Here is a 24,781-nt window from a genome sequence, read left to right on the forward strand (position 1 = left end):
ACGCGCGCAACGCCGCGGTAGGCTTGCGTCATCGCGGTCTTTGCGGGGGTGGCATGAGCTGGCTGCTGGCGCTGGATCAGGGGACGACGAGTTCGCGGGCAATGGTGTTCGATGGCGACGGGCGCGTGCGCGGCGTGGCGCAGAAGGCCTTCGCCCAGTCCTTTCCGCAGCCGGGCTGGGTCGAGCACGATCCGGACGAGATCCTGACGTCGCAACTGGACTGTGCGCGTGCCGCACTCGCCGACGCCGGGATCGGCACGCGTGATCTGGCGGCTCTCGGCATCACGAACCAGCGCGAGACGACCATCCTGTGGGAGCGCTCGAGCGGCCGGGCGCTCGCGCCCGCGATCGTGTGGCAGGACCGCCGCACCGCCGCCGAGTGCGACCGACTGCGCGCCGCAGGGCATGCCGAGCGGATCCGTGAGCGTACCGGCCTGGAGCTCGATGCCTACTTCTCGGCGACCAAGCTCGCCTGGCTGCTGGGCAATGTGCCGGGTGCGCGCAGGCGGGCGGAAGCCGGCGAACTGGCCTTCGGCACCGTCGACAGCTGGCTGGTGTGGCACCTGAGTGGCGGCGCACTGCACGTGACCGACCCGGGCAACGCCGCACGCACGATGCTGTTCAACATCCACAGCAGTGACTGGGACGACGAACTCCTCGCCCTGTTCGACATTCCGCGCGCGCTGTTGCCACAAATTGTCGACAGCAGCGGCGTGTGCGGCACGACGCGTGCCGAGGTGCTCGGCGCTGCTGTACCCATCGCAGGCATCGCCGGCGACCAGCAGGCCGCAACCTTCGGCCAGGCCTGCTTCACGCCCGGCATGGCGAAGAACACCTACGGGACCGGCTGCTTCCTGCTCATGAACACCGGCGACGCCATCGTCGCCTCGACCAACCGCCTGCTGACGACCGTCGGCTGGCGTGCCGGCGGGCGGACCAGCTATGCGCTGGAAGGCAGCATCTTCATGGGCGGGGCGATCGTGCAATGGCTGCGCGACGGCCTCGGACTGATCCGGCATTCGGGCGAGATCGAGGCGCTCGCCGCGAGCGTTCCGGACAGCGGCGGCGTCGTGCTGGTCCCGGCCTTCACCGGGCTGGGCGCGCCGTACTGGGACGCGTACGCGCGCGGTGCCCTGTTCGGCCTGACGCGCGGCACCGGCGCCGCCCATATCGCGCGCGCGGCGCTGGAGGCGATCGCGCTGCAGACGGTGGATCTGGTCGCGGCGATGGATCGCGACGGGGCCGGGCCGCTGACGGAACTGCGCGTCGACGGCGGCGCGGCGGCGAACGACCTGCTGATGCAGATGCAGGCCGATCTGCTCGGCGTACCCGTCGTGCGTCCGCAGATGCTGGAGACGACGGCGCTGGGAGCGGCCTATCTTGCCGGTCTGGGCGTCGGCGTGTGGTCGGGTGCGGACGAGGTCGCGGCGCATTGGCGCGCGGAGCGGCGTTTCGAGCCGGCGATGGACGCGGGGCGGCGCGAGGCGCTGATCGCTCGCTGGCATCGGGCCGTCGAGCGCTCGCGCGGCTGGGCCGAAGCGTGAGCGTGACAGCGGGCAGGGACGCGGCGGGCCGGCTCGATCGGGCGTCGCTGCTCGCCCGATTGCGCGCGACCGATGTGTGGGACGTCGTCGTGATCGGCGGCGGTGCGACGGGGCTGGGCTGCGCGGTCGATGCGAGCTCGCGCGGTCACCGCACGCTGCTGCTCGAGGCCCACGACTTCGCGAAAGGGACCAGTTCGCGTGCGACCAAACTGATCCACGGCGGCGTGCGCTACCTCGCGCAGGGCAATCTCCCGCTCGTGCATGAGGCCCTTGCCGAGCGCTCGCGTCTGCTCGCGAACGCGCCGCATCTGGTGCGCAAGTTGCGCTTCATTGTGCCCGCCTATCACTGGCTGGATATTCCCAAGTTCGGTGCCGGCCTCGCGTTCTACGACCTGCTCTCGGGCATGCACGGCATCGGCCACAGCCGCGTGCTCGATGCCGCGAGCACCGTCGTCGCCCTGCCGACGCTCAGGCCCGGCGGCCTGCGCGGAGGCATCGCCTACTGGGACGCCCAGTTCGACGACGCGCGCCTTGCGCTGGCCCTGATGCGCACGCACGTCGACCTGGGCGGGCTCGCGCTCAACTATCTTGCCGTCGACGGCCTGGTCGTCGAGGACGGACAGGTGAACGGCGTCCTTGCGCACGACGCCGAGACCGGCGAGACATTCCGCATCGCCGCGGGTGTCGTCGTCAACGCCACCGGGGTGTGGGCCGATGCCATCCGCCGCGCGGAGCTTCCGCAGGTGCGTCCCTTGCTGAAACCCAGCCAGGGCGTGCATGTCGTGGTGGATGCGGAATTCCTGCCCGGACGCGATGCGCTGCTGGTGCCGCAAACCGCCGACGGCCGCGTCCTGTTCGTGATTCCGTGGCAGGGGCGGGTGCTGATCGGCACCACGGATTCGCCAAGGCGGGATCTCCCGCTGGAACCGCAGCCGCTCGCGGGCGAGATCGATTTCATCCTCGACGCCGTTGCGCCCTATCTCGTGCGGCCGCCCTCGCGCGCGGACATCCGCAGCGTCTTCGTCGGCCTGCGTCCGCTGATCGGCGCGGGGGACCGTTCCGCCACCCGTAGCCTGTCGCGCGAGCACTGCATCGAGGTGTCGCCGGGCGGACTGGTGACGATTACCGGCGGGAAATGGACGACCTACCGCCGCATGGCCGAGGAAACCGTCGATACCGCGCAGTCGGTTGCCGGCCTGTCGCGCCGTCCGTGCGTCACCGCCGAGCTGCGTCTGCACGGCGCGGAGGCGGGGCCCTCATCCGATCCCTACGGTTCGGCGCGCGCCGCCGTGGACGCGTTGCCCGGCGCCGGACGCCCCGTGCATGCGGGCTTGCGCCTGACCGAAGCCGAAGTGCGCTACGCTGCGCGCTGCGAGCTCGCCCGCGGCGTGGAGGACGTGCTGGCGCGTCGGCACCGGGCGCTGTTCCTCGATGCCGCCGGAGCGGCCGCCGCCGCGCCGCAGGTCGCGCGCCTGCTGGCGGAGGAGTTGGGAAAGGATGCGGCCTGGTGCGAGGCCGAGGTGGGGCGTTTCGGCGCACTCGCCCGGCAATACGCCCGGCCCGAAGAAGAATAAGAAGGGAAGGTCGCGCGGCGCGCTGGGCGCCCGTGCGGCTTTCCCGTCGAGGAGACCCGTGTGACGTCCTTGCGTGTCGCATCGCTGACCCTGGTCACGATGATTGCCTTCGCGGCCAATTCCGTGCTGTGCCGCCTGGCGCTCCAGCACACCGCCATCGATCCGGCGAGCTTCACCGTGATCCGCCTCGTGTCCGGTGCGGTGATGCTCGTCATCCTGCTGCAGTGGCGACGCCAGCGTCCGGGCAAGGCGGGCAACTGGGGATCGGCCCTGGCCCTGTTCGCCTACGCGGCGGGATTTTCCTTCGCCTACGTGTCCTTGCCGACCGGCGTGGGGGCCCTGCTGCTGTTCGCGGCGGTGCAGGCGACCATGATCCTGACCGGAATCGCGCGCGGGGAGCGCCTGCGCGCGCAGCAGACGGCCGGCTTGCTGCTCGCATTCGGCGGGCTGGTGTACCTGCTGCTGCCCGGACTGAGCGCACCGCCGCTCGGCGGGGCGCTGCTGATGATAGGCGCGGGCATCGCGTGGGGCGTGTATTCGTTGCGTGGCCGCAAGGTTTCCGACGCACTGGCGGCAACCGGCGGCAACTTCCTGCGCACGGTGCCGATGGCGCTTGCGCTCGGCATCCTCGGCACCGGCGACGTTCGCGTCGATCCGGCCGGTGCGCTCTACGCGGTGCTTTCCGGGGCGCTGGCCTCGGGGGCCGGCTATGCCGTGTGGTACGCGGCGCTGCGCGGCCTGACCGCCACGACTGCCGCGACCGTCCAGCTCAGCGTGCCGGTGATCGCGGCGGTGGGCGGGGTGCTGTTCCTCGGCGAGGCGCTGACCCTGCGCCTCGTCGTTTCGTCGATCGCGATCCTCGGCGGCGTCGCCATCGTGCTGCTCAAGCGCCGCGCCTGATCGGCGCCGTTCAGCGTGCCGGGCCGCAGCTGATGCGCTCGGCCGAATACACGGTCACGCTGGCGACCGTCCGCGCGAATCGCCGTGTGCCGCTCTCGATCCGCGTGAGGAAACGCTGCAGAGCGCTGGCGGGGGGCGGTTCGAGTCGGATGCGGGAGTCGCGGTCGGCCTCGATGACCATCCGGCCATCGCCCGGTACACGGAAACGGTCGCCTGCGCCGAGCCACTTGTCCTGTGAGTATCCCTCAAGTGTCAGCCACGCGTGGCCGCTTTCCAGACTCACTTCCCAGTCGCTCGCATCATTGATCGAGAGGATTCCGCCTGCTTGCAGATTCCATTCCGGGCGCGCATATTTCGCTTCCATGATGCCTCCTGATGCTCCGGTCGAACAACCGTCGTGGGAGCCATTGTCATCGCGAACGGCGATCGTGAAAATCGATCTTTTCTGGCATATTTGTGAATAGAGCTCACATATGGAACGTCCCGGTAAGCTGCCGCCGCTGCCGGCGCTACGCGCCTTCGAGGCCGCGGCTCGCCTGTCGAGCGTCTCGCGCGCGGCCGAGGAACTGTTCGTCACGCACGGTGCGGTCAGCCACCAGATCCGCACGCTCGAGGAGCATCTCGGCTTTCCGCTCTTCCAGCGTCAGGGCCGGGCGGTCGTGCTGACGCCGGCCGGCGAAGAACTCCTGCAGGCCGCAAACGGCGCCCTGCGGCAGATTGCCGATAGTGTGGCGAGTCTCAGGCGGCGCTCCAATCCGAACCGCCTGTCGATCAGCGTCATGCCGTCCTTCGCCAGCCGCTGGCTCACGCCGCGCATCGGCGCCTTCATCGACGCCCACCCGTCGGCGGAAGTGAATATCACCGCGACCGGCGCCCTCACGGATTTCAGCCGCGACGGCATGGACCTGAGCATCCGCTGGGGCCCGGGCGGCTATACGGGAGTCAGGAGCGAGCTGCTGATGGACGACGTCCTGTTCCCGGTCGTGAGCCCCGCCCTGTGTGTCGGGCACCCGCTGCGCATCCCGGCGGACCTCGCCGGGCTGCCGCTGCTGCGCTCGGAAGGGGAGGACTGGGCACCCTGGTTTTGCGCCGCGGGACTCGACTGGCCCGAACCGGCCAGCGGCCTGATGCTGTCCGATTCCGCCCTGGTGCTTCAGGCTGCGCTGGAAGGCCGTGGGGTCGCGCTCGCCCGCCGCAGCCTGGCCGCCTCGGCGCTGCGTGCGGGAAAACTGCTGCGCCCGTTCGACATCGCGATCGAGGCGCGACACGCACCGGAAGGGCTCTGCGCGATCGACTTTCCACCCGATCTGCCGTTCGCGCAGCGCCCGCTGTGGCGCTACTGGATCGTGCTGCCCGAACGGACGCCCGATACACCGCTGCTCGCGGCGTTTCTCGAGTGGCTGCGGGCCGAAGTGGCGACCGATCTTGCTGCACCGCTGGTGCCGCTGCCGACGGGGCGCGGGAGCTTTGCCGCCCTGCTGTGATCCCTCTGTTCAGGCGGCCGTCGTGCCGCTGCCGGCCGCACTGCGCGCCAGGGTGACGACGGCCTCGAGCCCGCCCTCGGGGCGGTTCACCAGCCTTACCTCGCCTCCCTGCGCCCGCAGCAGGTTGCGTGCGATCGCCAATCCGAGGCCGGTGCCGCCCGTTTCCCGGTTGCGCGAGGACTCCACGCGATAAAACGGTTCGAATACCTTGTCGAGTTCTTCCGGCTGCAGGCCCGGGCCATCATCGCGGATGTGCAGTTCGCAGACCGCGGGCAGGGTGCGTAGGGCGATGCGCACGCATCCTCCGAACTTGTGCCCGTTCTCGATCAGGTTCCACAGCGCGCGCCGCAAACCGCCGACTTGCCCGCGGCAGGGCGGCACCGGGTCGCCCTCGATCTCGACGTCCCAGCCCATGTCCTGGGCGTCGTCGCGCAATGCCGCGACCAGGGCGTTCAGGTCGATCGCCTGCTTTGGCGCGCTCGCATCCAGACTGCGCGCGTAGTCCAGCCCTTCCTTCGCCAGTGCCTGCATCGCGTCGAGGTCGCTCTGGAACTTCGCACGCAGGGTCTCGTCGTCGATGAGTTCGGCACGCAGGCGCAGGCGCGTGATCGGGGTCTGCAGGTCGTGCGAGATCGCTGCCAGGATGCGCGTGCGTTCGTCCACGTGCTGCAGGATGCGTTGCTGCATGCGGTTGAAGGCGTGCGCTGCCTGCGCGGCTTCGGCGGGCCCGTCGGTGGCGAGCGGCGGGCGGTTGGGATCCTCGCCCAGTGCGTCGGCGGCGGCCGCGAGGCGCGTGATCGGGCGCGTCGCGATGCGCACGGCGAACCAGGTGAGCAGGGTCACGCCGACGAGCAGCGCCAGCAGTGAGGTCACGAGGCTGCCGGGCGGAAGGGGCGGCGGCCGCATGCCGAACATCGGGCCGGGCATGCGGATCAGCAGTGGGGTATCGTCGCGCAGACTCAGGGCGACGAAGAACTGGGCGCGGTGCGGATGCTCTTCGTCCGGCCTCGTCCGGACCAGCACTTCGACGCTGCGGTCCGGCAGCGCCTCGCGGATTGCCGCGGCAAGCGGTGCCGATGCGGTACTTGCGGCCGCGTCAGGGGGCGGAGGCACAAGCGCGAAGCGCAGGCGGCGGCGTCCGACCGCATCGATCCACTCTTCTCGTTGCCCCGCGGGCAGGTGTTCCAGCACATCGACAGCCGCCGCGATTTCGCGCGCGACGCCCTCGAACAGGACTTCGCGCGCATAGCGGTCGCGTTCGCTGAGGAACAGCGCCAGACTCACCGCGAGCACCACCACCATCCCGCCCAGCCAGATCAGCATCAGCCGGGCGAACAGCGTGCGGGTCCAGCGGGTTTTCATGAGGCCTCGTCATCGGGCGCGACCGGCGTCACCGCGCAGGCGAGCACGTAGCCCTCGTTGCGCACGGTCTTGATGATCTCCGGCTCGCGCGCATTGTCGCCGAGGCGCTGGCGCAGCCTGCTCACGAGCAGGTCGATCGAACGATCGAAGACGTCAGCCTCGCGGCCCTGGGTCAGTTCCATCAGCTGATCGCGATTCAGTACCCGCTGCGGATGCGACAGGAACACCGACAGGAGCCTGTATTCGGCGCCGGACAAGGGGACGATCGTGCCGTCGGGGCCGACGAGGTGGCGACCCACGGTATTCAGGCGCCAGTGTGCAAAGCCCAGTTCGCTCGCGTGCTGCACCGGCGCAGCATCGAGATTGGGCGGCAGCGCGCGTGCGCGGCGCAGGATCGCGCGGATGCGCGCGAGCAGTTCGCGCGGGACGAACGGCTTCGGCAGGTAGTCGTCCGCCCCCATCTCCAGCCCGAGGATGCGGTCCATGTCCTCCCCTCGTGCGGTCAGCATCAGGACCGGCGTGTTCACGTGCGGGCCGGCCGCGCGCAGGTTGCGGCACAGGGTCAGGCCGTCCTCCCCGGGCAGCATCAGGTCGAGCACGATCAGGTCAACGCGGTGACGGTCCAGCGCCGTCTTCATCTCACGGCCGTCTGCGGCGGTCGTGCAGCGTAGTCCCTGCTTCTCGAGGTAGTCGGCAAGCAGCGTGCGGATCTCGCGGTCGTCGTCGACGATCAGGATGTGGTCGGGTGCGTTCGTCATGATCATTGAATCACTACGGCAGGGCGGCAAGGGCTGTGCGGATGGTCGGGTCGATCGAATCTTACGGCCCCGAGGCCGCCGGTTTGTATCCCAGAGTATCGCCCACGGCGCGCGAAACAGGACCATTCAATCCGGCTCCCCGCGGACAAATGGTGCATACACGGCAGTGTTCAAATGACTCTGCCGCCCGGGAAGGGCGAACCCGATCACCAACCGGAGCAGGAAGATGAAAAACTGGATGAAAAATTCACTCGCTGCCGCACTCGTCGCGACGATCGGCATGGGAGCCAGCGGGGCGTTTGCGGCACCGTGGGGCGACTGCGACGGCGCGCACGGCGGAATGCACCGGATGCACCGCATGGATCCGGCCGCGATGTCCGAGCACATGACCCGGCGCCTTGCGACGCTGCAGACGGCGCTTTCCCTCAAGCCGGAACAGGCCGTGGCATGGGAGCAGTTAAAGAGCGTGATGCAGGACAAGGCGCACAGGATGTCCGAACACATGCAGGCGATGCGCTCGCAGGAGCGCCCGAAGACTGCGCTCGAACGCATGGAGCGCATGGAATCCTTCGCGAAGGAGCGTCTGGCGTCGATGCAGGACGTGCGCAAGGCCACCGAAGCGCTGTATGCCGGACTCGATGCGACGCAGAAGAAGACCTTCGACGAACAGTTCCCGATGTTCGGGCCGCGCGGAATGGGGCGAGGCGGGAAAGGCAGTCGTATGGGGCCGGGCCGGATGGGCCCGGGGGCGGACATGGCGCCCCAAGGCGGTCCCGGCAGCGCGAGCTGAGCAAGGACGATTCGCGCGCCGGTGCAGCGCGAAAAGAAAAAGCCGCGCCTTGTGGGCGCGGCTTCCAGCGTTGGCGGGCCTGATGGCGGCCCGCCTATGCCCCTTTGATCAGTGGAACTGCTCTTCTTCGGTCGAACCGGTGAGGGCCTTGACCGAGGACGAACCGCCCTGGATGACGGTGGTGACGTCGTCGAAGTAGCCGGCGCCGACTTCCTGTTGGTGCGAAACGAAGGTGTAACCCTGTTCGCGAGCGGCGAATTCCTTCTCCTGGACCATTTCGACGTAGTGCTTCATGCCTTCGCCGCGAGCGTAAGCGTGCGCGAACTGGAAGGTGTTGAACCAATTGACGTGGATACCGGCCAGCGTGATGAACTGGTACTTGTAGCCCAGCGCCGACAGCTCGTCCTGGAACTTGGCGATGGTCTTGTCGTCGAGGTTCTTCTTCCAGTTGAACGACGGCGAGCAGTTGTACGACAGCAGCTTGCCCGGGCAGGCGGACAGCACGGCCTGCGCGAACTCGCGGGCAAAGCCGAGGTCCGGGGTGCCGGTCTCGCACCACACCAGGTCGGCGTACGGGGCGTAAGCGACACCGCGGCTGATGGCCTGCTCGAGGCCGTTCTTCACGCGGTAGAAGCCTTCTTGGGTGCGCTCGCCGGTGAGGAAGGGCTTGTCGTTGGCGTCGTGGTCGGAGGTGATCAGGTTCGCGGCTTCCGCATCGGTACGGGCCAGGATCAGGGTCGACACGCCCATCACGTCGGATGCGAAGCGGGCCGAGATCAGCTTCTCGATGGCTTCCTGCGTCGGCACGAGCACCTTGCCGCCCATGTGACCGCACTTCTTCACGGCAGCCAGCTGGTCTTCGAAGTGCACACCGGCAGCACCGGCGGCGATCATGTTCTTCATCAGTTCGAAGGCGTTCAGCACGCCGCCGAAACCGGCTTCCGCGTCAGCGACGATCGGCAGGAAATAGTCGATGAATTCCTTGTCGCCCGGATTGACGCCGCGCGACCACTGGATCTCGTCGGCACGCTTGAAGGTGTTGTTGATGCGGCGAACCATCGTCGGCACCGAGTCGTAGGCGTACAGCGACTGGTCCGGGTACATGGTTTCGGAGGTGTTGCCGTCGGCGGCAACCTGCCAGCCCGACAGATAGACCGCTTCCAGGCCGGCCTTGGCCTGTTGCATCGCCTGACCGGCAGTGATCGCGCCGAAGGCGTTCACGTAGCCCTTCTTCGCGCCGCCATTGACCTTTTCCCACAGCTTCTCGGCGCCGCGCTTGGCCAGGGTGTGCTCGATCGGCAGGGAGCCGCGCAGGCGGACGACATCGGCAGCGGAGTAGCCGCGCTTGATGCCTTTCCAGCGGGGATTTTCGGCCCAGTCTTTTTCGAGGGCGGCGATTTGCTGTTCGCGGGTCAGGGTCATGACAGTTCCTTCTCGACGGATGGTTTACGTGCTGGTTTCAACTCGGCAGCTCGCCCGGTCGGTGTTCCGGTCGGGCGGGTCTCGCCGGTACGGGGTCCGCTGAAGCGTCCTCGTGTGGGGAAAAGTATAGGGACGATCTCGCTTTGCAGCAATAAGTCTTATATAAGATATAAGAAATTATTTGAGGCAAGAAAATCAGATATTTGCGATCGCTTTTTCGTATTGTGAGATCGTGCTTGGCGTTGTGAAATGAAAAGCTGCTGCGGCGCGCAAAGTCGGCCGCGCGTTTCGTCGCACGAGTCGGGGAGGCAGGGGGAGGGGGGGATCCGGGGCGTCGCGGTGTGGTCCCTCCGCCTGCGGGCCCATGTTCGGGGGCGAGGCGGGAGGTGTCCGGGCACGGGAGGGACGTCGCGGCGAGGCCTGGTGAAAACCGGGGCTGGTGCCCGTGATGGGCGGCCCCGTGATGGGGTCAGAGCAGAGGCGATTCGGAAACCACGACGCCGTCCTCGTCTGCGTAGACGAACTCACCCGGAACGAAAGTGACGCCGCCGAAGGTCACCGGCAGGTCCCTGTCGCCGACGCCCTTCTTGATACTCTTCTGCGGATGGGTGCCGAGCGCGAACGCACCGATGTCCATGCCGCCGATCGCCTTGGAATCGCGGATGCAGCCATAGACGATCACGCCCGCCCAGCCGTTCTTCACGCCCAGGAGTGCCAGCTGGTCGCCGACCAGCGCACAGCGCATCGACGCGCCACCGTCGATCACGAGCACGCGCCCTTTGCCCGGCCCTTCCAGTGCGGTGCGTACCAGCGAGTTGTCCTCGAAGACCTTGAGCGTCGCGATCTCGCCGCCGAAAGCGGGGCGGCCGCCGTAGCTGCGGAACATCGGGCTGACGACGCGGAGTTTGCCCTCGTGGGCGTCGCAGAGGTCGGCGGTCTGGATTTCCATGCTTGCGTTTCCTTGATTGCTAGCGGTTGATAGGGGCCTTTCGATGACACGCGCAAACCTGCGCGCGCTCAGGGATGGCACGATAAACCAGCGTGGCACACAAAAAAAGGGCGACCCGCAGGTCGCCCTTTCCGCTTGCGCCCGGTTTGCTGCGCTCGAGCCCTCAGACCGTGGCCGCCTCGGTCTGGTCGAAGACCAGCTTGACCTTGCCTTCGCCGTCGAGATCGATCGTCACCCTGCCGCCGTGCACCAGGCGTCCGAACAGCAATTCGTCGGCCAGTGCCGAGCGGATCGTGTCCTGGATCAGGCGTGCCATCGGCCGTGCGCCCATGACCGGATCGAAGCCTTCGGAGGCCAGCCAGCCCTTGAGCTCGTCGGTGAAGTGCGCCTCGACCTTCTTCTCGTGCAGTTGCGCTTCGAGCTGCATCAGGAACTTGTCGACGACGCGCAGGATGATCTCGTTGTCGAGCGGCTTGAACGAGATCGTCGCATCCAGCCGGTTGCGGAATTCCGGCGAGAACATGCGCTTGATCTCGCCCATCTCGTCGCCGACCTCGCGCTTGGCCGAGAAGCCGATCACCGACTTCTGCATCATCTCGGCACCCGCGTTGGTCGTCATGATGATGATCACATTGCGGAAATCCGCCTGCCGGCCGTTGTTGTCGGTCAGCGTGCCGTGGTCCATGACCTGCAGCAGGATGTTGAAGATGTCCGGGTGCGCCTTCTCGATCTCGTCGAGCAATAGCACGCAGTGCGGCTTCTTCGTGATCGCCTCGGTCAGCAGGCCGCCCTGGTCGAAACCGACGTATCCCGGCGGCGCACCGATCAGCCGGCTCACCGCATGGCGCTCCATGTATTCCGACATGTCGAAGCGCACGAGCTCGATGCCCATCGTGAAGGCGAGCTGGCGCGCCACCTCGGTCTTGCCGACGCCGGTGGGGCCGGAAAACAGGAAGCTGCCGATCGGTTTGGCCGGATTGCCCAGACCGGAGCGCGACATCTTGATCGCCTTGGCGAGCGCATCGATCGCCGCCTCCTGACCGAACACGACGTTCTTCAGGTCGCGGTCGAGGTTCTTCAGCGCGGCCTTGTCGTCGCTCGACACGGTGCGCGGAGGAATGCGCGCCATCTTCGCGACGATGTCCTCGATCTCGCCCTTGCCGATCGTCTTGCGCTGCTTCGATTTGGGCAGGATGCGCTGCGCGGCGCCCGCTTCGTCGATCACATCGATGGCCTTGTCGGGCAGCTGGCGGTCATTGATATAGCGGGCCGACAGCTCGGCCGCCGAACTCAGGGCAGCCGTCGAATACTTGACGCCGTGGTGTTCCTCGAAGCGGCTCTTGAGTCCCTTGAGGATCTCCACCGTTTCCGCGACCGAAGGCTCGGTCACGTCCACCTTCTGGAAGCGCCGCGACAACGCATGGTCCTTCTCGAAGATCTGGCGGAATTCGGAATAGGTGGTCGCGCCGATGCACTTCAGCTGGCCGGACGAGAGCGCCGGCTTGAGCAGGTTGGACGCATCCAGCGTGCCGCCCGATGCGGCACCCGCGCCGATCAGCGTGTGGATCTCGTCGATGAAGAGGATGGCGTTGCGCGTCTCGCGCAACTGTTTCAGCACGGCCTTCAGGCGCTGCTCGAAATCGCCGCGATACTTGGTGCCGGCGAGCAGTGCGCCCATGTCGAGCGCGTACACTTGCGCCCCTTCGAGCACTTCCGGGATGCGGCCTTCGACGATGCAGCGCGCCAGGCCTTCGGCGATCGCGGTCTTGCCGACGCCTGCTTCGCCGACCAGCAGCGGGTTGTTCTTGCGCCGCCGGCACAGCGTCTGGATCACACGCTCGAGCTCGCGCTCGCGGCCGATCAGCGGATCGATCTTGCCGATGAGGGCCTGCTGGTTGAGGTTCTGCGTGTAGTTCTCGAGCGCGCTGTTGCTCTGCGTCCCCTCGCTTTCCTGTTCGCCCTGTTCCTGGGGTTCGCTCTTTCCCGCCGGCGGCTGCCCCTGTTGCGGCGATTTGGAGATGCCGTGCGAAATGAAGTTCACCACGTCCAGGCGCGAGATGTTCTGCCGCTGCAGGAAATAGACGGCATGCGAATCCTTCTCGCCGAAGATTGCCACCAGCACGTTGGCGCCGGTCACTTCCTTCTTGCCCGACGACTGGACGTGCAGGATCGCACGCTGGATCACACGCTGGAAGCCGAGCGTCGGCTGCGTGTCGATCTCGTCCGTGCCCTCGACCTTGGGGGTGTGCTCGTTGATGAAATTCGTCAGTTCCCGACGCAGCTCCTCGACGTTCGCTGCGCAGGCGCGCAGGACCTCGGCTGCAGAGGGGTTGTCGAGCAGCGCCAGCAGCAGGTGTTCGACAGTGATGAACTCGTGCCGCTTTTGCCGGGCTTCGACAAACGCCATGTGCAGACTGACTTCAAGCTCTTGCGCGATCATTCTCAGTTTTCCTCCATCACGCATGCCAGCGGATGCTGGTGCTGACGGGCGAAGGATACGACCTGTTCCACCTTGGTCGCCGCGACGTCCTTCGCGAAGACGCCGCAGACCCCCATGCCCTCTCTGTGGACTTGGAGCATGACCCGCGTAGCCCGTTCGCGGTCCATGCCGAAAAATTTCTGCAGCACAACGATGACGAAATCCATGGGTGTGAAGTCGTCATTGAGCAACAGCACCTTGTATAGCGGCGGGGGCTTGGTGCGAGAGTGCTCCGCCTCGAGTATGAACTCGCCCTGTTTTTGCGTGGCCATGCGGCCCATTCTAATCAAGTGGAAGCGGAGTGCAACAGCTGCCGGACCGCCCGGGCAAGGCGTTTGTGCGTGCGCGGAAGTGCGTCGATGCGACAACCGGCATATTGCGGCGCAACGAATGGCCGCCGATGGATAATGGCATTGGATTGACTGCAAAGGGCGCCAGACCGCGCATTTTCAGGGGGTTTTCGTCGCTGCGATGCAGCAATTCGGGAGGGTAAGAAACTGTTGACGCTGTGCTGACAAATGCGTAAAAGCAGGACGGGTGCGAGATGCGAAGTTTCATGCACTGGTTCTGTGATCCTGGCTGCTTTCGTGGTCCCTGGCTTGGCAGTACTGGTAACGCTTCACTGAGCATTGATGCACTGAAGGGGGAGACCCCGCATCGTTTTAAGCAATCTTGAAGGATTAAGGCAACATGGCAACTGGTACCGTTAAGTGGTTCAACGACTCCAAGGGTTTTGGCTTCATTACTCCGGACGATGGTAGCGAAGATCTGTTCGCTCACTTCTCCGCGATCAATATGGCCGGCTTCAAGACGCTGAAGGAAGGCGAAAAGGTCTCCTTCGAAGTCACCCAGGGTCCTAAGGGTAAGCAGGCCTCTAACATCCAGAAGGCCTGATGTCCCTTTAGTCCCGAAGGCCGTACGCCCCAGCGAAAGGCCTTCAGGAAAAACAAGAGGCCGCCGGATCACTCCGGCGGCCTCTTGTTTTGCGCGCTGCGTCCCTGGAGCAGGCCGCAGCCTGCGAGGGTGCTTACTTGAGCTTCACTTCCTTGTACAGGACGTGCTTGCGTGCGACGGGGTCGTACTTGTTGAACTCGAGCTTGTTCGGGGTGGTGCGCTTGTTCTTCGAGGTCGTGTAGAAATGACCGGTACCTGCGGTCGATTCCAGCTTGATCTTTTCGCGGCCGCCTTTAGCCATTTGAATCTCCGTTCAGTTACAGCGCTGCGTGGTGCAGCGCTTGGATCCGCAGTGTCAGACTCAGTGTCAAACTTTCTCGCCGCGGGCGCGCAGCTCGGACACGACGACGTCGATGCCCTTCTTGTCGATGGTGCGCAGCGCTGCGTTGGACACGCGCAGGCGGATCCAGCGGTTTTCAGCTTCGCTCCAGAACCGGCGATTCTGCAGGTTCGGGAGAAAACGACGCTTGGTCTTGTTGTTGGCGTGGGAAACGTTGTTTCCCACCATCGGTGCCTTACCGGTAACTTGGCAAACGCGAGCCATAGGTTGCTCCAGGGAATTCGGATTGCGGAAAACGCAAGATGATATCCGATGTTGCCGGACGGGAGCAAGTCCGGCGTGTGATCGTTAGTCGGGGGCGATGTCATGGGCCACGCCGGCCCTACAGCAGGCCCCGTTCGGCGAAGGAGAGCGGCCGCGCGTGGGCGGTGACGATGAAGTGGTCGAGGACGCGGACGTCGACGAGGTCGAGCGCCTGTTTGAGGTTGCGCGTCAGCAGCTCGTCGGCGCCGCTCGGTTCGCTGGCGCCGGAGGGGTGATTGTGCGCGAGGATGACTGCGGCGGCGTTGCGCGACAGAGCGAGCTTGACCACCTCGCGCGGGTAGACGCTGGTCTGCGTGAGGGTTCCACGGAAGAGTTCGACGGCTTCGATCAGGCGGTTGCGGGCGTCGAGGAGCAGCACGCAGAACACCTCGTGCGGCAGGCTGCCGATGCGCAGGCGCAGCCAGTCGCGCACCGCGGAAGGCGAGTCGAACACGTCGCGCGCGGTCATCTCCTCGCTCAGCGCGCGCCGCGCCAGTTCCATGACCGCCTGCAGTTGGGCATACTTCGCCAGCCCCATGCCGGGGACGGCAGCGAAATCGTCCGCCGGCGCGGCGCACAGGCAGGTGAGCGAGCCGAAGCGTTCGAGGAGGTCGCGGGCGAGATCGACGGCGCTCTTGCCGCGGACGCCGACGCGCAGGAACAAGGCGAGGAGTTCGGCGTCGGAGAGGGCGGCAGGGCCGCGTCCGAGGAGTTTTTCGCGTGGTCGTTCTTCTTCCGGCCAGTCGGTGATAGCCATGTCAGAGGCATTTCGTGGGTGAATTGATAATTGTAGAGCATATGCCATGTGTGAATTGAAGGGGCGCAAGCTGGTCCTCGGTGTGACCGGCGGAGTGGCTGCATACAAGGCGGCGGAACTCGTGCGCCTGCTGGGCAAGGCCGGGGCGGACGTGCACGTGGTGCTGACCGAGGGCGGCGCGCGCTTCGTGACGCCGGTGACCTATCAGGCGCTGTCGGGCAATCCGGTGTGGACGGACCTGTGGGATGCGCGCATGGACAACAACATGGCGCACATCGATCTGACGCGCGGGGCGGATGCGGTGCTGGTTGCGCCGGCGACGGCGGACGTGATCGCGAAGCTGGTGCAGGGGCGGGCGGATGACCTGCTGAGCACGCTATGCCTCGCGCGCGAGTGCCCGCTGCTGGTGGCGCCGGCGATGAACCGCCAGATGTGGGAACACCCCGCGACTCAGCGCAACATGGCGCAACTCGTCGCCGATGGCGCGACGGTGCTCGGGCCGGCGGCCGGCGACCAGGCCTGCGGGGAAGTGGGCATGGGGCGGATGCTGGAGCCGGAGGAACTGCTCGAGCACGTGATCGCATTCTTCCGGCCGAAATTGCTCGCGGGGCGCAAGGTCGTCCTGACCGCCGGGCCGACCTTCGAGGCGATCGACCCGGTGCGCGGCATCACCAACACCAGTTCGGGCAAGATGGGCTATGCGCTGGCGCAGGCGTGCGTGCGGGCCGGCGCGGAAGTCGTGCTGGTGAGCGGCCCGACGGGCCTGCCCGTGCCGGCGGGCGCGCAGCGCGTGGATGTGCGCAGCGCCCTGCAGATGCGCGATGCCGTGACCGCGGCCCTGCCGGGGGCGGACGTCTTCATCGGCGTGGCGGCGGTGGCGGACTATCGTCCGGCCGAAGCCGCGGAGCACAAGGTGAAGAAGTCGTCGGCGGACATGACGCTGCGGCTGACGCCCAACCCCGACATCCTGGCCGAGGTCGCGGCGCGCGAGAACGCGCCGTTCTGCGTCGGCTTCGCTGCGGAGAGCCGCGACCTGGATGCCTACGCCGAAGGCAAGCGGCGGGCCAAGCGCCTGCCGATGCTGGTGGGCAACCTGGTGCAGGACGGTCTCGGCAGCGACGACAACCTGGTGATCCTGTACGACGACGCGGGGCGTCATCCGCTGGAGCGTGCGCCCAAGACCGAGGTCGCGCGCAGGATCGTCGAACATCTGGCCGGTCTGCTGAAGACGGCCGCCAACTGAGGGCGAACATGCACCGAATCGACGTCAAGATCCTCGACGATCGCCTGCGCGATCACAAACCTTCCTATGCGACGCCGGGTTCGGCCGGGCTGGACCTGCGCGCCTGCCTGAATGTGCCGGTGACGCTTCATCCGGGCGAAACCGCGCTCATCCCGAGCGGCCTCGCGATTCACCTCGCCGATCCGGGCCTCGCCGCGATGGTGCTGCCGCGTTCGGGGCTGGGCCACAAGCACGGTATCGTGCTGGGCAACCTCGTCGGTCTGATCGATTCCGACTACCAGGGCCAGATCTTCGTATCGGTGTGGAACCGCGGCCGCGCGAGCTTCACGCTGCAGCCGATGGAGCGCATTGCGCAACTGGTCGTGGTGCCGGTGCTGCAGGTGGGCTTCAACGTCGTCGATGAATTCCCCGAAAGCGATCGCGGCGAGGGCGGGTTCGGCAGCACCGGCAAGCATTGATGCATGCGGGGATTCCCGTCGGGGTGCATGTCCTGTTCGAGCGCGAGGGCGGCATCCTGCTGATGCGCCGTGCAGGGACGGGCTTCTTCGACGGGCTCTTCAGTCTGCCTGGCGGTCACGTCGAGCCGGGTGAGTCGTTGGCCCGGACCGCGGTGCGCGAGATGCGCGAAGAGCTCGGGATCGACATCGATCCGGCGGAGCTGGCGAACATGGGCGTCGTGCATCGCCGCTCGGACACCAACCGTGTGGACTTCTTCCTGCGCGCCAAGGCGTGGTCGGGCGAGCCGCACATCTGCGAACCCGGCAAGTGCGACGCGTTGGGTTGGTTCGCGCGCGACGAGCTGCCGGTGAACACGGTGGCCTATGTGCGCGACGCGCTCGCCGCGGGCGATGGGCCGTGGCTGCTGGAGCTGGGCTGGTGAGGCGCCTCCGGGCGCTTCAGGCGAGCATGTCGGCGCGAATGTTCCGGGCCCACGCCGCGGCGTAGTGGCCTTCCTCTTCGCTTGCTGTCGACGACAGGCCGCCGGCGCCGGCGACCGGCAGGACGGTTCCTTCCGCGGCGTCGTAGCGGTGTACGGTCGCGACGTGGATCGCGTTGCGGTCATCGACAAAGCTGTAGCAGGTGTTCAGCAGTGTCGGGACGGGGTCGGGTGATCGGCCGTCGAACAGTTCGACGATCGCGGCGGCGGCGAGCTTCGCCTGCTGGTTCGCGATGTGGCCGGATTTCGGCATGCCCGGCGCGGCGAGCACCGCATCGCCGATGAGATGGACGCCGGGGCGATCGCGCACTTCCATCGTGCGCCAGTCGACGTCGGCCCAGCGGCCATTGGTCAGGGGGACGTCCAGGCTGTCCACGAGGCGCCCGGCGCGCATCGGCGGAATGACATTGAGGACGTCGGCGCGGACCCGGTCGAACTCCAGCTCCGCGCTCAGGGTTTGGGCATCGACCGACAGCAGGGTGCTGTCAGGGCGGTATTCGATGATGTCCTTGTACGGTCCGGCAAAGGCTGCAGCGAACAAGGCCCTCTTGGACTGGATCTCGCTGTTGGCGTCGAGCAGGAGCAGCTTCGCGCGCGGCTTTCGGGCGCGCAGGTAGTGCGCGACGAGGCAGGCGCGCTCGTAGGGGCCGGGCGGGCAGCGGTAGGGGGATTTCGGGACGTGCAGCGCGAACACGCCGCCCTCCGGCATCGCCTCGATCCGGCGACGCAGCAGTTCGGTCTGCGGGCCGGCCTTCCAGGCGTGGGGGATGCGTTCGAAGTTGCCCGCCAGCCCGGCAACCTGTTCGGTGAGGAAGTCCACGCCGGGCGCCAGCACGACGCGGTCGAAGCCGATCCCGTCGTTGCGGGCGAGGCGGAGCTTGCGTCGGGCGACGTCGATGTGGGCGACTTCGTCGTTGATGACGCGCACGCCCCAGCGCGTGCGCAGGCGGTCGTAGCTGGCGGTGAGGTCGTCCAGGGTGCGCAGGCCGGCGAGGACGAGGTTGGACATCGGGCAGGAGACGAAGCGCGCTTCGCGTTCGACCAGCGTGACGTCGATACGCCCGGCGCTCCACATGCGCAGGTACTTTGCCGTCGTCGCGCCGCCGTAACCGCCGCCGACCACGACGACGTGCGCGGCGCCGCGTCGCGGGGCCGACGAACATGCGGCGAGGATTGCGCTGGCCGGTGTGGTCGCGGCAAGGCCCAGGCTGCGCAGGAAACGGCGTCGGTTCATCGTTGGTCGAAGGCCGGGTCGGGGCTGGCGGCGAGGTGGGTGGCGATCAGCGCGAGCTGTTCGTCGCTGTAGCCGCGCACGATCTGGTGCATGACGGTCGCGGGCGCGTTGCCGCTGCGGAACGCCTGCAGCCGTTGCAGGATCCGGTCCGCCGGCAGGCTGGCGATGCGCGGGATCGCGTTCGGCGCGGGGGCGTCGGGCGAATGACAGGGGGTGCAGTTGGCGGCAAGATTGCGCGCGTGCATGGCGGCGGGGGCGGCAGCGTGGGTTGTGCCGGCAAGCAGGCACAGGGCGGCGAGGGTAGACTTGCCGGTCACGGGCGTTCTCCATGCGGTGGCGCGTGCGCGGAATTGCGCAGTATAGCGCGCGTGGCAGTTGCCGCCGGGCGATGGCCGGGGCGGTGCGAAGCGAATGGAATTTCAGGAGCAGGAATGGATAGTCGGCGCAGGGATGTGCTGAAGGCGGGCGGCGGGCTGGGGATCTGGTCCGTGCTGGCGGCCGCCGGGATCGTCACGCCGGCGCAGGCCCAGGACGCGAGGAACGTGGCCGCGTTCGAGGCCACCACTCTCGACGACGCCTTGCGGGCTCTGGGTGCCGGGAACGCGGCCGAGAGCGGTGCGATCCGCATCGTGGCGCCGGACGTGGCGGAGGACGGGCGTGCGGTGGCGCTCTCGGTGACCAGCGATATCCCGCGGACGGAGCAGATCGTGATCCTCATCGAGGAGAATCCGTACAAGGTCGCCGCGAGTTTCCGCCTCTCGGGTGCGATGGCTCCGTCGATCCAGACGCGCGTCAAGATGGCCCGTTCGACCCGCGTGCATGCGCTGGTGAAGGCCGAGGGGCGCATCTTTGCGGCGCGCCGGGAGGTTACCGTGACGGTCGGGGGCTGCGGGACATGAGCACGCCGACGCGCATCCGCGCGATGCTCAAGGACGGGGCCACGGAATTGCGCATGCTGTTCTCGCACCCGATGGAGAACGGTCTGCGCAAGGATGCCGAGGGGCGCCGCATTCCGGCGCATTTCATCACCGAAGCGAGCGTGCGGCGCAACGGCGAAGTCGTGCTGGCGGCAGACTTCGGCCCGTCGATCGCCACGAATCCCTATCTCGCGTTCAGCATCGCCGGTGGTGCCGCGGGCGACGAAATCGTCGTGAGCTGGCGCGACAACCTCGGCGAGACGCGCAGCGATACGATCCGGGTCGCGTAGCGGCTCAGGCGCCGGCGTGATGGCTGCGGGGCGCGTGCAGGTGACAGAAGCGTAGTTCGTCGGGGTAGGGAAAGAAGTCCTCGACGTAGCCGCTGCGGATCGACGCCTGCGTGCGCTGCCAGAAGGCCGGCATCAGCAGGTCGCGGTGGTGTTTCAGGAAGGCCTGGCGCACGCGTGGGGCACCCAGCAGGAAGGTGGCGAATTCCTCGGGAAAGACGTCCATCGGCCCGGCGGAATACCACGCCTCGCCCGACATCTCCATCTCCGGGTAGGGCGCTTCGGGGATGTGACGGAAGTTCATGTCCGTCATGTACTCGATCTCGTCGTAGTCGTAGAACACCACGCGGCCGTAGCGCGTGACACCGAAGTTCTTCCACAGCATGTCGCCGGGGAAGATGTTCGCCGTCGCGAGTTCGCGGATCGCATTGCCGTATTCGCGTACTGCGTACTCGACCTGTTCGTCGGTGGAGCGCTCGAGGTAGATGTTGAGCGGCGTCATGCGGCGCTCGATATACAGGTGCTTGATGATGACCGAATCGCCGTCGATCTCGTAGGCGGTCGGGGCGAGGGTGCGCAATTCCTCGAGCAGTTCGGGATGGAAGCGCGCTAGCGGCAGGGCCGCGTTGGAGAACTCCAGCGTGTCGGCCATCCGGCCCACGCGGTCGACGCGTTTGATGATCAGGTACTTGCGCTTGACGGTAGCGCGATCCATGTTCTTCGAGGCCCCGAACACGTCCTTGATGATCTTGAACACGTAGGGGTAGGACGGCAGTGTGAACACCAGCATCACCAGGCCGCGGATGCCCGGCGCGATCACGAACTGGTCGTTGGAGTGGCGCAGATGCGCAATGAGGTCGCGGAAGAACATCGTCTTGCCCTGCTTGCCCAGGCCCAGCATCGTGTACAGCTCGGAGCGGTGCTTGTTGGGCATGATCGAGCGCAGGAACTGGACGTAGCCGGACGGCACTTCCATGTCCACGAGGAAGTAGGCGCGCGACAGCGAGAACAGCACCGAGATGCGCCACGGGTCGAGCAGGATGGTGTCGATCTCCAGGCGCCCCGAGGCGTTGTGGCGCACGGCGATCGCGAACGGGTATTCCTGGTAGCCGTTGATGGCCTTGCCGATGATGTAAGCCGTCTTGTTGCGGTAGAAGGCCGAATACAGCACCTGGATCTGGCAGTTGACCTCCATGTCCGGCCACTCTCCGAGGTGCCGGTGCACCGTGTGCAGGATCAGGTCGATGTCGCGGTCGAGGTCCTCGAACGGGCGCTGCCAGTCGAAGTCCTCGATGATGCGGCGCACGGTCGCGCGCAGGCCTGCATCGCGCGGGTAGTAGCTGCTGTAGACCGGCGGGTAGGACTCCATGTACTCGGTGGAGATTGCCGGGCGCGCGAACAGGTAATCGTTGTTGAAATAGGTGCGGTGCAGGATCTTGCAGCACACCGAATTGAAGAAGGTCTCTGCGAGTTCCGGCTGCTTGTGGCGGATCAGGATGCCGATGTAGTGGAGCTTGGCCTGCTGCCAGGTGTCGTCGTCGACCGAGTCGGCATCGAACTCCTGGTGCAGGCGGCGCACCGTCTCTTCGACGCGGTCGTCGTAGAACTGCACGCGGTCGCGCACCGCGGCGAGCTGGGCCTGCCAGTCGGCGGCCTCGAAGCTTTCCTTCGCGCGCCGCGAGGTCTCGCGGAAGATGCGGTAGTGCTTGTTGAAGCCCTCGATCAGGGCTTGTGCGATCGACTGGGCAAGGACGTTTTCTCCCGTCGGTGCTTCCATGGCTTCCTCGTCACGGTGATGGCGGCGTGGCAACAGGACGACTGCGGTCGATTCTAGCGCGATGCGATCCCGTTCCGCGGACGATCAGGGCAAACGCACGGGGGCTCATCCTGGTGCCGACGCTGTCTTGCGCCGTCTTCCGGAGCGCGCCGATCCGGCGCGGGTTCATGTCGTCTGCAACATCTTGTGTCTTATATAAGACCTGATTTATCCGAATTGCGCCAAACTGCTGCCGGGGCAGGTTTATAATGAGCGGTCGTCTAAAGATGTCCGGGTGCGATCCCGCTGTGGAGGGGCGTACTCCGGTCGGTTCAAGCGTCGGCCTGGCTTCGCGCCATATAGAGATAATCCGGGAGAAATGCATGACAGACAAGAGTTCGACGATCATCTACACGCTCACCGACGAGGCGCCCCTGCTGGCGACCTATTCGCTGCTGCCGATCATCGAGACGTTCACGGCGCCGGCCGGTGTGACGATCCAGAAGACCGACATCTCGGTCGCGGCCCGCGTGCTGGCTGAATTCTCGGATTACCTGACCGACGCTCAGAAGGTCCCGGACAACCTCGCCGAACTCGGCCGCCTGACCCAGGATCCCGACACCAACATCATCAAGCTGCCGAACATCAGCGCCTCCGTTGCGCAGCTGGTCGCCTGCGTCAAGGAACTCCAGTCGAAGGGCTATGCGATCCCGGACTACCCGGAGAACCCGACGACCGAGGAAGAAAAGGCGCTGAAGGTCCGCTACGGCAAGTGCCTCGGCTCCGCGGTGAACCCGGTGCTGCGCGAAGGCAACTCCGATCGTCGCGCGCCTGCGGCAGTCAAGAACTACGCGAAGAAGCACCCGCATTCGATGGGCGAGTGGAAGCAGTGGTCGCAGACCCACGTCTCGCACATGGAGCACGGCGACTTCTACCACGGCGAGAAGTCGATGACGCTCGACCGCGCGCGCAACGTGAAGATGGAACTCGTCACGAAGAGCGGCAAGGCCATCGTGCTGAAGCCGAAGGTCGCGCTGCTGGACGGCGAGATCATCGATTCGATGTTCATGAGCAAGAAGGCGCTGTACGAGTTCTACGAGCAGCAGCTCGACGACTGCCGCGAAGCCGGCATCCTGTTCTCGCTGCACGTTAAGGCGACGATGATGAAGGTGTCGCACCCCATCGTCTTCGGCCACTGCGTGAAGATCTACTACAAGGAAGCCTTCGAGAAGCACGGCAAGCTGTTCGACGAGTTGGGCATCAACGTCAACAACGGCATGGCCACGCTGTACGAGAAGATTGCGACGCTGCCGGAATCGCAGCGCGACGAGATCATCCGCGACCTGCACGCCTGCCAGGAACATCGTCCGCGTCTGGCGATGGTCGACTCGGCCAAGGGCATCACCAACTTCCATTCGCCCAACGACATCATCGTCGACGCTTCCATGCCTGCCATGATCCGCTCCGGCGGCAAGATGTGGGGCGCCGACGGCAAGCAGTACGACAGCAAGTGCGTAATGCCGGAATCGACCTTCGCCCGCATTTACCAGGAGATGATCAGCTTCTGCAAGTGGCACGGCAACTTCGACCCGGCGACGATGGGCACGGTGCCGAACGTCGGCTTGATGGCGCAGCAGGCCGAGGAATACGGCTCGCACGACAAGACCTACGAGATTCCGGAAGACGGCGTCGCGAACATCACCGATCTCGACACCGGTGAAGTGCTGATGTCGCAGAACGTGGAAGAAGGAGACATCTGGCGCATGTGCCAGGTCAAGGACGCGCCGATCCGCGACTGGGTCAAGCTCGCCGTCACGCGCGCGCGCAACTCGGGCATGCCGGCGATCTTCTGGCTCGACCCGTACCGTCCGCACGAGAACGAACTGATCAAGAAGGTGCAGAAGTACCTGAAGGATCACGACACGAACGGCCTCGACATCCAGATCATGTCGCAGGTACGCGCGATGCGCTTCACGCTGGAGCGCGTGGCGCGCGGTCTCGATACGATCTCGGTGACCGGCAACATCCTGCGCGACTACCTGACCGACCTGTTCCCGATCATGGAGCTGGGCACCAGCGCGAAGATGCTGTCGATCGTCCCGCTGATGGCCGGCGGCGGCATGTACGAGACGGGCGCGGGCGGTTCGGCGCCCAAGCACGTGCAGCAGCTGGTCGAGGAAAACCACCTGCGTTGGGATTCGCTCGGCGAATTCCTCGCGCTGGCGGTGTCGCTCGAGGAGATGAGCTTCAAGACCGGCAACGCCAAGGCGAAGCTGCTCGCGAAGACGCTCGACCAGGCGACCGGCAAGCTGCTCGACAACGACAAGTCGCCGTCGCGCCGTACCGGCCAGCTCGACAACCGCGGCAGCCACTTCTACCTCGCGCTGTACTGGGCCGAGGCGCTGGCTGCGCAGGATGAGGATGCGGATCTTAAGGCCCGTTTCGCGCCGCTCGCCAAGACGCTGGCGGAGAACGAGCAGAAGATCGTCGCCGAACTCAGCGCCGTGCAGGGCAAGCCGGTCGATATCGGCGGCTACTACTATGCCGATCCGGTCAAGACCGAGGCGGTAATGCGTCCGAGCGCGACGCTCAATGCGGTGCTCGCTGCCGTGAATGCCTGACGGCGAGTTGCGCCGGTCCTGCCCTTGAGCCGGGCGGAGCCGACAATCCAGAAAAGCCAGCGCACTGCGCTGGCTTTTTTTTCGGCGGATTTCCCCGGGGAGCCCGGTAGCGGCGGTACAACGCGCGCCGGATCGTCCGTCTTGCATTTTTGAGCCATAATCGCAAGCTGGATTGGGGAGATGTCATCCGCTTTGCATGATCCTGTCACGACCTGCATGCGCGATGGTCC

Annotated in this window: 25 protein-coding genes; 12 read left to right on the forward strand and 13 right to left on the reverse strand. The window is 66.3% G+C overall.

The genetic code is table 11. The annotated features are described in order from the left end of the window. The first annotated feature begins 53 nt into the window (after window positions 1-53). The 3 genes from glpK to BW991_RS13245 are packed head-to-tail and all read left to right on the forward strand — an operon-like array spanning window position 54 to window position 4,018. The gene (gene glpK, locus BW991_RS13235; protein ID WP_076602586.1) at window positions 54-1,544 is read left to right on the forward strand and encodes a glycerol kinase GlpK; all 1,491 of its coding nucleotides are present in this window, start codon (window positions 54-56) and stop codon (window positions 1,542-1,544) included. Between the two features lie 2 nt (window positions 1,545-1,546). Next, window positions 1,547-3,118, forward strand: a complete 1,572-nt coding sequence (locus BW991_RS13240; protein ID WP_244551690.1) for a glycerol-3-phosphate dehydrogenase/oxidase — start codon at window positions 1,547-1,549, stop codon at window positions 3,116-3,118. A 60-nt stretch (window positions 3,119-3,178) separates the two neighbouring features. Next, window positions 3,179-4,018 (forward strand): DMT family transporter, encoded by an 840-nt coding sequence (locus BW991_RS13245; protein WP_076602588.1) that lies wholly within the window; start codon window positions 3,179-3,181, stop codon window positions 4,016-4,018. 10 nt (window positions 4,019-4,028) lie between these two features. Here BW991_RS13245 and BW991_RS13250 read toward each other — a convergent pair whose 3' ends face one another. Then, a complete protein-coding gene (locus tag BW991_RS13250; protein WP_076602589.1) occupies window positions 4,029-4,382 on the reverse strand; it encodes a DUF2917 domain-containing protein in 354 nt (117 codons plus the stop codon). Between the two features lie 109 nt (window positions 4,383-4,491). On the opposite strand from BW991_RS13250, the gene gcvA reads away from it, so the two are divergent. After that, complete coding sequence (gene gcvA, locus BW991_RS13255) at window positions 4,492-5,502, forward strand: transcriptional regulator GcvA (RefSeq protein WP_076602590.1); 1,011 nt, start codon at window positions 4,492-4,494, stop codon at window positions 5,500-5,502. Window positions 5,503-5,511: 9 nt separating this feature from the next. Here the strand turns inward: gcvA and BW991_RS13260 are convergent, their stop codons facing one another. Both BW991_RS13260 and BW991_RS13265 read right to left on the reverse strand, forming a co-directional pair. Further along, window positions 5,512-6,864, reverse strand: a complete 1,353-nt coding sequence (locus BW991_RS13260) for an ATP-binding protein (protein WP_076602591.1) — start codon at window positions 6,862-6,864, stop codon at window positions 5,512-5,514. Further along, window positions 6,861-7,622: a response regulator gene (locus tag BW991_RS13265; RefSeq protein ID WP_076602734.1), complete on the reverse strand. Its 762-nt coding sequence runs from the start codon at window positions 7,620-7,622 to the stop codon at window positions 6,861-6,863. The genes BW991_RS13260 and BW991_RS13265 overlap by 4 nt, the downstream gene beginning before the upstream one ends. A 238-nt stretch (window positions 7,623-7,860) precedes the next feature. On the opposite strand from BW991_RS13265, the gene BW991_RS13270 reads away from it, so the two are divergent. Next, complete coding sequence (locus BW991_RS13270; RefSeq protein WP_244551691.1) at window positions 7,861-8,412, forward strand: Spy/CpxP family protein refolding chaperone; 552 nt, start codon at window positions 7,861-7,863, stop codon at window positions 8,410-8,412. A 108-nt stretch (window positions 8,413-8,520) separates the two neighbouring features. On the opposite strand, the gene aceA is transcribed toward BW991_RS13270, so the two are convergent. The 4 genes from aceA to clpS form a co-directional block, all read right to left on the reverse strand. Continuing rightward, complete coding sequence (gene aceA / locus BW991_RS13275) at window positions 8,521-9,834, reverse strand: isocitrate lyase (RefSeq protein WP_076602593.1); 1,314 nt, start codon at window positions 9,832-9,834, stop codon at window positions 8,521-8,523. A 469-nt stretch (window positions 9,835-10,303) separates the two neighbouring features. Beyond that, window positions 10,304-10,783, reverse strand: coding sequence for a ribonuclease E activity regulator RraA (rraA, locus tag BW991_RS13280; protein WP_076602594.1), 480 nt, complete (start codon window positions 10,781-10,783; stop codon window positions 10,304-10,306). A gap of 163 nt (window positions 10,784-10,946) precedes the next feature. Further along, window positions 10,947-13,223 carry an ATP-dependent Clp protease ATP-binding subunit ClpA gene (clpA, locus tag BW991_RS13285; protein WP_076602595.1) on the reverse strand — a complete coding sequence of 759 codons (2,277 nt, stop codon included), beginning with the start codon at window positions 13,221-13,223 and terminating at the stop codon, window positions 10,947-10,949. Window positions 13,224-13,225: 2 nt separating this feature from the next. Then, window positions 13,226-13,534, reverse strand: coding sequence for an ATP-dependent Clp protease adapter ClpS (gene clpS, locus BW991_RS13290; protein WP_076602735.1), 309 nt, complete (start codon window positions 13,532-13,534; stop codon window positions 13,226-13,228). A gap of 418 nt (window positions 13,535-13,952) precedes the next feature. Here clpS and BW991_RS13295 point away from each other — a divergent pair, with 418 nt between their 5' ends. After that, entirely contained in the window at window positions 13,953-14,156 is a 204-nt protein-coding gene (locus BW991_RS13295) for a cold-shock protein (RefSeq protein WP_018990831.1), read from the forward strand. Between the two features lie 133 nt (window positions 14,157-14,289). Here BW991_RS13295 and rpmG read toward each other — a convergent pair whose 3' ends face one another. The 3 genes from rpmG to radC all read right to left on the reverse strand — a co-directional run bounded on the left by rpmG (window position 14,290) and on the right by radC (window position 15,556). Then, window positions 14,290-14,457, reverse strand: a complete 168-nt coding sequence (gene rpmG, locus BW991_RS13300) for a 50S ribosomal protein L33 (RefSeq protein ID WP_018990830.1) — start codon at window positions 14,455-14,457, stop codon at window positions 14,290-14,292. Window positions 14,458-14,523: 66 nt separating this feature from the next. Continuing rightward, a complete protein-coding gene (rpmB, locus tag BW991_RS13305) occupies window positions 14,524-14,760 on the reverse strand; it encodes a 50S ribosomal protein L28 (RefSeq protein WP_018990829.1) in 237 nt (78 codons plus the stop codon). A 118-nt stretch (window positions 14,761-14,878) separates the two neighbouring features. Further along, on the reverse strand, window positions 14,879-15,556 hold the full coding sequence (gene radC / locus BW991_RS13310) for a RadC family protein (protein ID WP_076602596.1): 678 nt from the start codon (window positions 15,554-15,556) through the stop codon (window positions 14,879-14,881). A 46-nt stretch (window positions 15,557-15,602) separates the two neighbouring features. On the opposite strand from radC, the gene coaBC reads away from it, so the two are divergent. The 3 genes from coaBC to BW991_RS13325 are packed head-to-tail and all read left to right on the forward strand — an operon-like array spanning window position 15,603 to window position 17,679. Then, on the forward strand, window positions 15,603-16,799 hold the full coding sequence (gene coaBC, locus BW991_RS13315) for a bifunctional phosphopantothenoylcysteine decarboxylase/phosphopantothenate--cysteine ligase CoaBC (protein WP_076602597.1): 1,197 nt from the start codon (window positions 15,603-15,605) through the stop codon (window positions 16,797-16,799). 8 nt (window positions 16,800-16,807) lie between these two features. Then, the gene (dut, locus tag BW991_RS13320; RefSeq protein WP_076602598.1) at window positions 16,808-17,257 is read left to right on the forward strand and encodes a dUTP diphosphatase; all 450 of its coding nucleotides are present in this window, start codon (window positions 16,808-16,810) and stop codon (window positions 17,255-17,257) included. Beyond that, complete coding sequence (locus tag BW991_RS13325) at window positions 17,257-17,679, forward strand: NUDIX hydrolase (RefSeq protein WP_170879102.1); 423 nt, start codon at window positions 17,257-17,259, stop codon at window positions 17,677-17,679. Before dut ends, BW991_RS13325 begins: the two co-directional genes overlap by 1 nt. A 16-nt stretch (window positions 17,680-17,695) precedes the next feature. Here BW991_RS13325 and BW991_RS13330 read toward each other — a convergent pair whose 3' ends face one another. Together BW991_RS13330 and BW991_RS13335 are read right to left on the reverse strand one after the other, a co-directional pair. Next, the gene (locus BW991_RS13330; RefSeq protein WP_076602600.1) at window positions 17,696-18,970 is read right to left on the reverse strand and encodes an NAD(P)/FAD-dependent oxidoreductase; all 1,275 of its coding nucleotides are present in this window, start codon (window positions 18,968-18,970) and stop codon (window positions 17,696-17,698) included. Then, window positions 18,967-19,287 (reverse strand): c-type cytochrome, encoded by a 321-nt coding sequence (locus BW991_RS13335; protein WP_076602601.1) that lies wholly within the window; start codon window positions 19,285-19,287, stop codon window positions 18,967-18,969. The genes BW991_RS13330 and BW991_RS13335 overlap by 4 nt, the downstream gene beginning before the upstream one ends. Window positions 19,288-19,401: 114 nt before the next feature. Between BW991_RS13335 and soxY the strand changes: the two genes are divergently transcribed. Then, complete coding sequence (gene soxY / locus BW991_RS13340; protein WP_076602602.1) at window positions 19,402-19,869, forward strand: thiosulfate oxidation carrier protein SoxY; 468 nt, start codon at window positions 19,402-19,404, stop codon at window positions 19,867-19,869. After that, complete coding sequence (gene soxZ / locus BW991_RS13345) at window positions 19,866-20,177, forward strand: thiosulfate oxidation carrier complex protein SoxZ (RefSeq protein ID WP_076602603.1); 312 nt, start codon at window positions 19,866-19,868, stop codon at window positions 20,175-20,177. The genes soxY and soxZ overlap by 4 nt, the downstream gene beginning before the upstream one ends. A 4-nt stretch (window positions 20,178-20,181) precedes the next feature. On the opposite strand, the gene aceK is transcribed toward soxZ, so the two are convergent. After that, window positions 20,182-21,951 (reverse strand): bifunctional isocitrate dehydrogenase kinase/phosphatase, encoded by a 1,770-nt coding sequence (gene aceK / locus BW991_RS13350; RefSeq protein WP_076602604.1) that lies wholly within the window; start codon window positions 21,949-21,951, stop codon window positions 20,182-20,184. Window positions 21,952-22,313: 362 nt separating this feature from the next. On the opposite strand from aceK, the gene BW991_RS13355 reads away from it, so the two are divergent. Continuing rightward, window positions 22,314-24,551: an NADP-dependent isocitrate dehydrogenase gene (locus tag BW991_RS13355; RefSeq protein ID WP_076602605.1), complete on the forward strand. Its 2,238-nt coding sequence runs from the start codon at window positions 22,314-22,316 to the stop codon at window positions 24,549-24,551. Window positions 24,552-24,781: the final 230 nt, after the last annotated feature.

This window comes from Aromatoleum tolulyticum, assembly GCF_900156155.1.
Lineage (GTDB): Bacteria > Pseudomonadota > Gammaproteobacteria > Burkholderiales > Rhodocyclaceae > Aromatoleum > Aromatoleum tolulyticum.

Excerpts from the sequence above, each read along its gene's own strand:
- rpmB (WP_018990829.1), bottom strand. The coding sequence starts at position 14,760 with ATGGCTCGCGTTTGCCAAGTTACCGGTAAGGCACCGATGGTGGGAAAC.
- soxY (WP_076602602.1), top strand. The coding sequence starts at position 19,402 with ATGGATAGTCGGCGCAGGGATGTGCTGAAGGCGGGCGGCGGGCTGGGG.
- aceA (WP_076602593.1), bottom strand. The coding sequence starts at position 9,834 with ATGACCCTGACCCGCGAACAGCAAATCGCCGCCCTCGAAAAAGACTGG.
- aceK (WP_076602604.1), bottom strand. The coding sequence starts at position 21,951 with ATGGAAGCACCGACGGGAGAAAACGTCCTTGCCCAGTCGATCGCACAA.
- BW991_RS13330 (WP_076602600.1), bottom strand. The coding sequence starts at position 18,970 with ATGAACCGACGCCGTTTCCTGCGCAGCCTGGGCCTTGCCGCGACCACA.
- coaBC (WP_076602597.1), top strand. The coding sequence starts at position 15,603 with ATGTGTGAATTGAAGGGGCGCAAGCTGGTCCTCGGTGTGACCGGCGGA.
- BW991_RS13355 (WP_076602605.1), top strand. The coding sequence starts at position 22,314 with ATGACAGACAAGAGTTCGACGATCATCTACACGCTCACCGACGAGGCG.
- radC (WP_076602596.1), bottom strand. The coding sequence starts at position 15,556 with ATGGCTATCACCGACTGGCCGGAAGAAGAACGACCACGCGAAAAACTC.
- gcvA (WP_076602590.1), top strand. The coding sequence starts at position 4,492 with ATGGAACGTCCCGGTAAGCTGCCGCCGCTGCCGGCGCTACGCGCCTTC.
- BW991_RS13250 (WP_076602589.1), bottom strand. The coding sequence starts at position 4,382 with ATGGAAGCGAAATATGCGCGCCCGGAATGGAATCTGCAAGCAGGCGGA.
- BW991_RS13265 (WP_076602734.1), bottom strand. The coding sequence starts at position 7,622 with ATGACGAACGCACCCGACCACATCCTGATCGTCGACGACGACCGCGAG.
- clpA (WP_076602595.1), bottom strand. The coding sequence starts at position 13,223 with ATGATCGCGCAAGAGCTTGAAGTCAGTCTGCACATGGCGTTTGTCGAA.
- BW991_RS13295 (WP_018990831.1), top strand. The coding sequence starts at position 13,953 with ATGGCAACTGGTACCGTTAAGTGGTTCAACGACTCCAAGGGTTTTGGC.
- rraA (WP_076602594.1), bottom strand. The coding sequence starts at position 10,783 with ATGGAAATCCAGACCGCCGACCTCTGCGACGCCCACGAGGGCAAACTC.
- dut (WP_076602598.1), top strand. The coding sequence starts at position 16,808 with ATGCACCGAATCGACGTCAAGATCCTCGACGATCGCCTGCGCGATCAC.
- glpK (WP_076602586.1), top strand. The coding sequence starts at position 54 with ATGAGCTGGCTGCTGGCGCTGGATCAGGGGACGACGAGTTCGCGGGCA.
- rpmG (WP_018990830.1), bottom strand. The coding sequence starts at position 14,457 with ATGGCTAAAGGCGGCCGCGAAAAGATCAAGCTGGAATCGACCGCAGGT.
- soxZ (WP_076602603.1), top strand. The coding sequence starts at position 19,866 with ATGAGCACGCCGACGCGCATCCGCGCGATGCTCAAGGACGGGGCCACG.
- BW991_RS13260 (WP_076602591.1), bottom strand. The coding sequence starts at position 6,864 with ATGAAAACCCGCTGGACCCGCACGCTGTTCGCCCGGCTGATGCTGATC.
- BW991_RS13325 (WP_170879102.1), top strand. The coding sequence starts at position 17,257 with ATGCATGCGGGGATTCCCGTCGGGGTGCATGTCCTGTTCGAGCGCGAG.
- BW991_RS13270 (WP_244551691.1), top strand. The coding sequence starts at position 7,861 with ATGAAAAATTCACTCGCTGCCGCACTCGTCGCGACGATCGGCATGGGA.
- clpS (WP_076602735.1), bottom strand. The coding sequence starts at position 13,534 with ATGGCCACGCAAAAACAGGGCGAGTTCATACTCGAGGCGGAGCACTCT.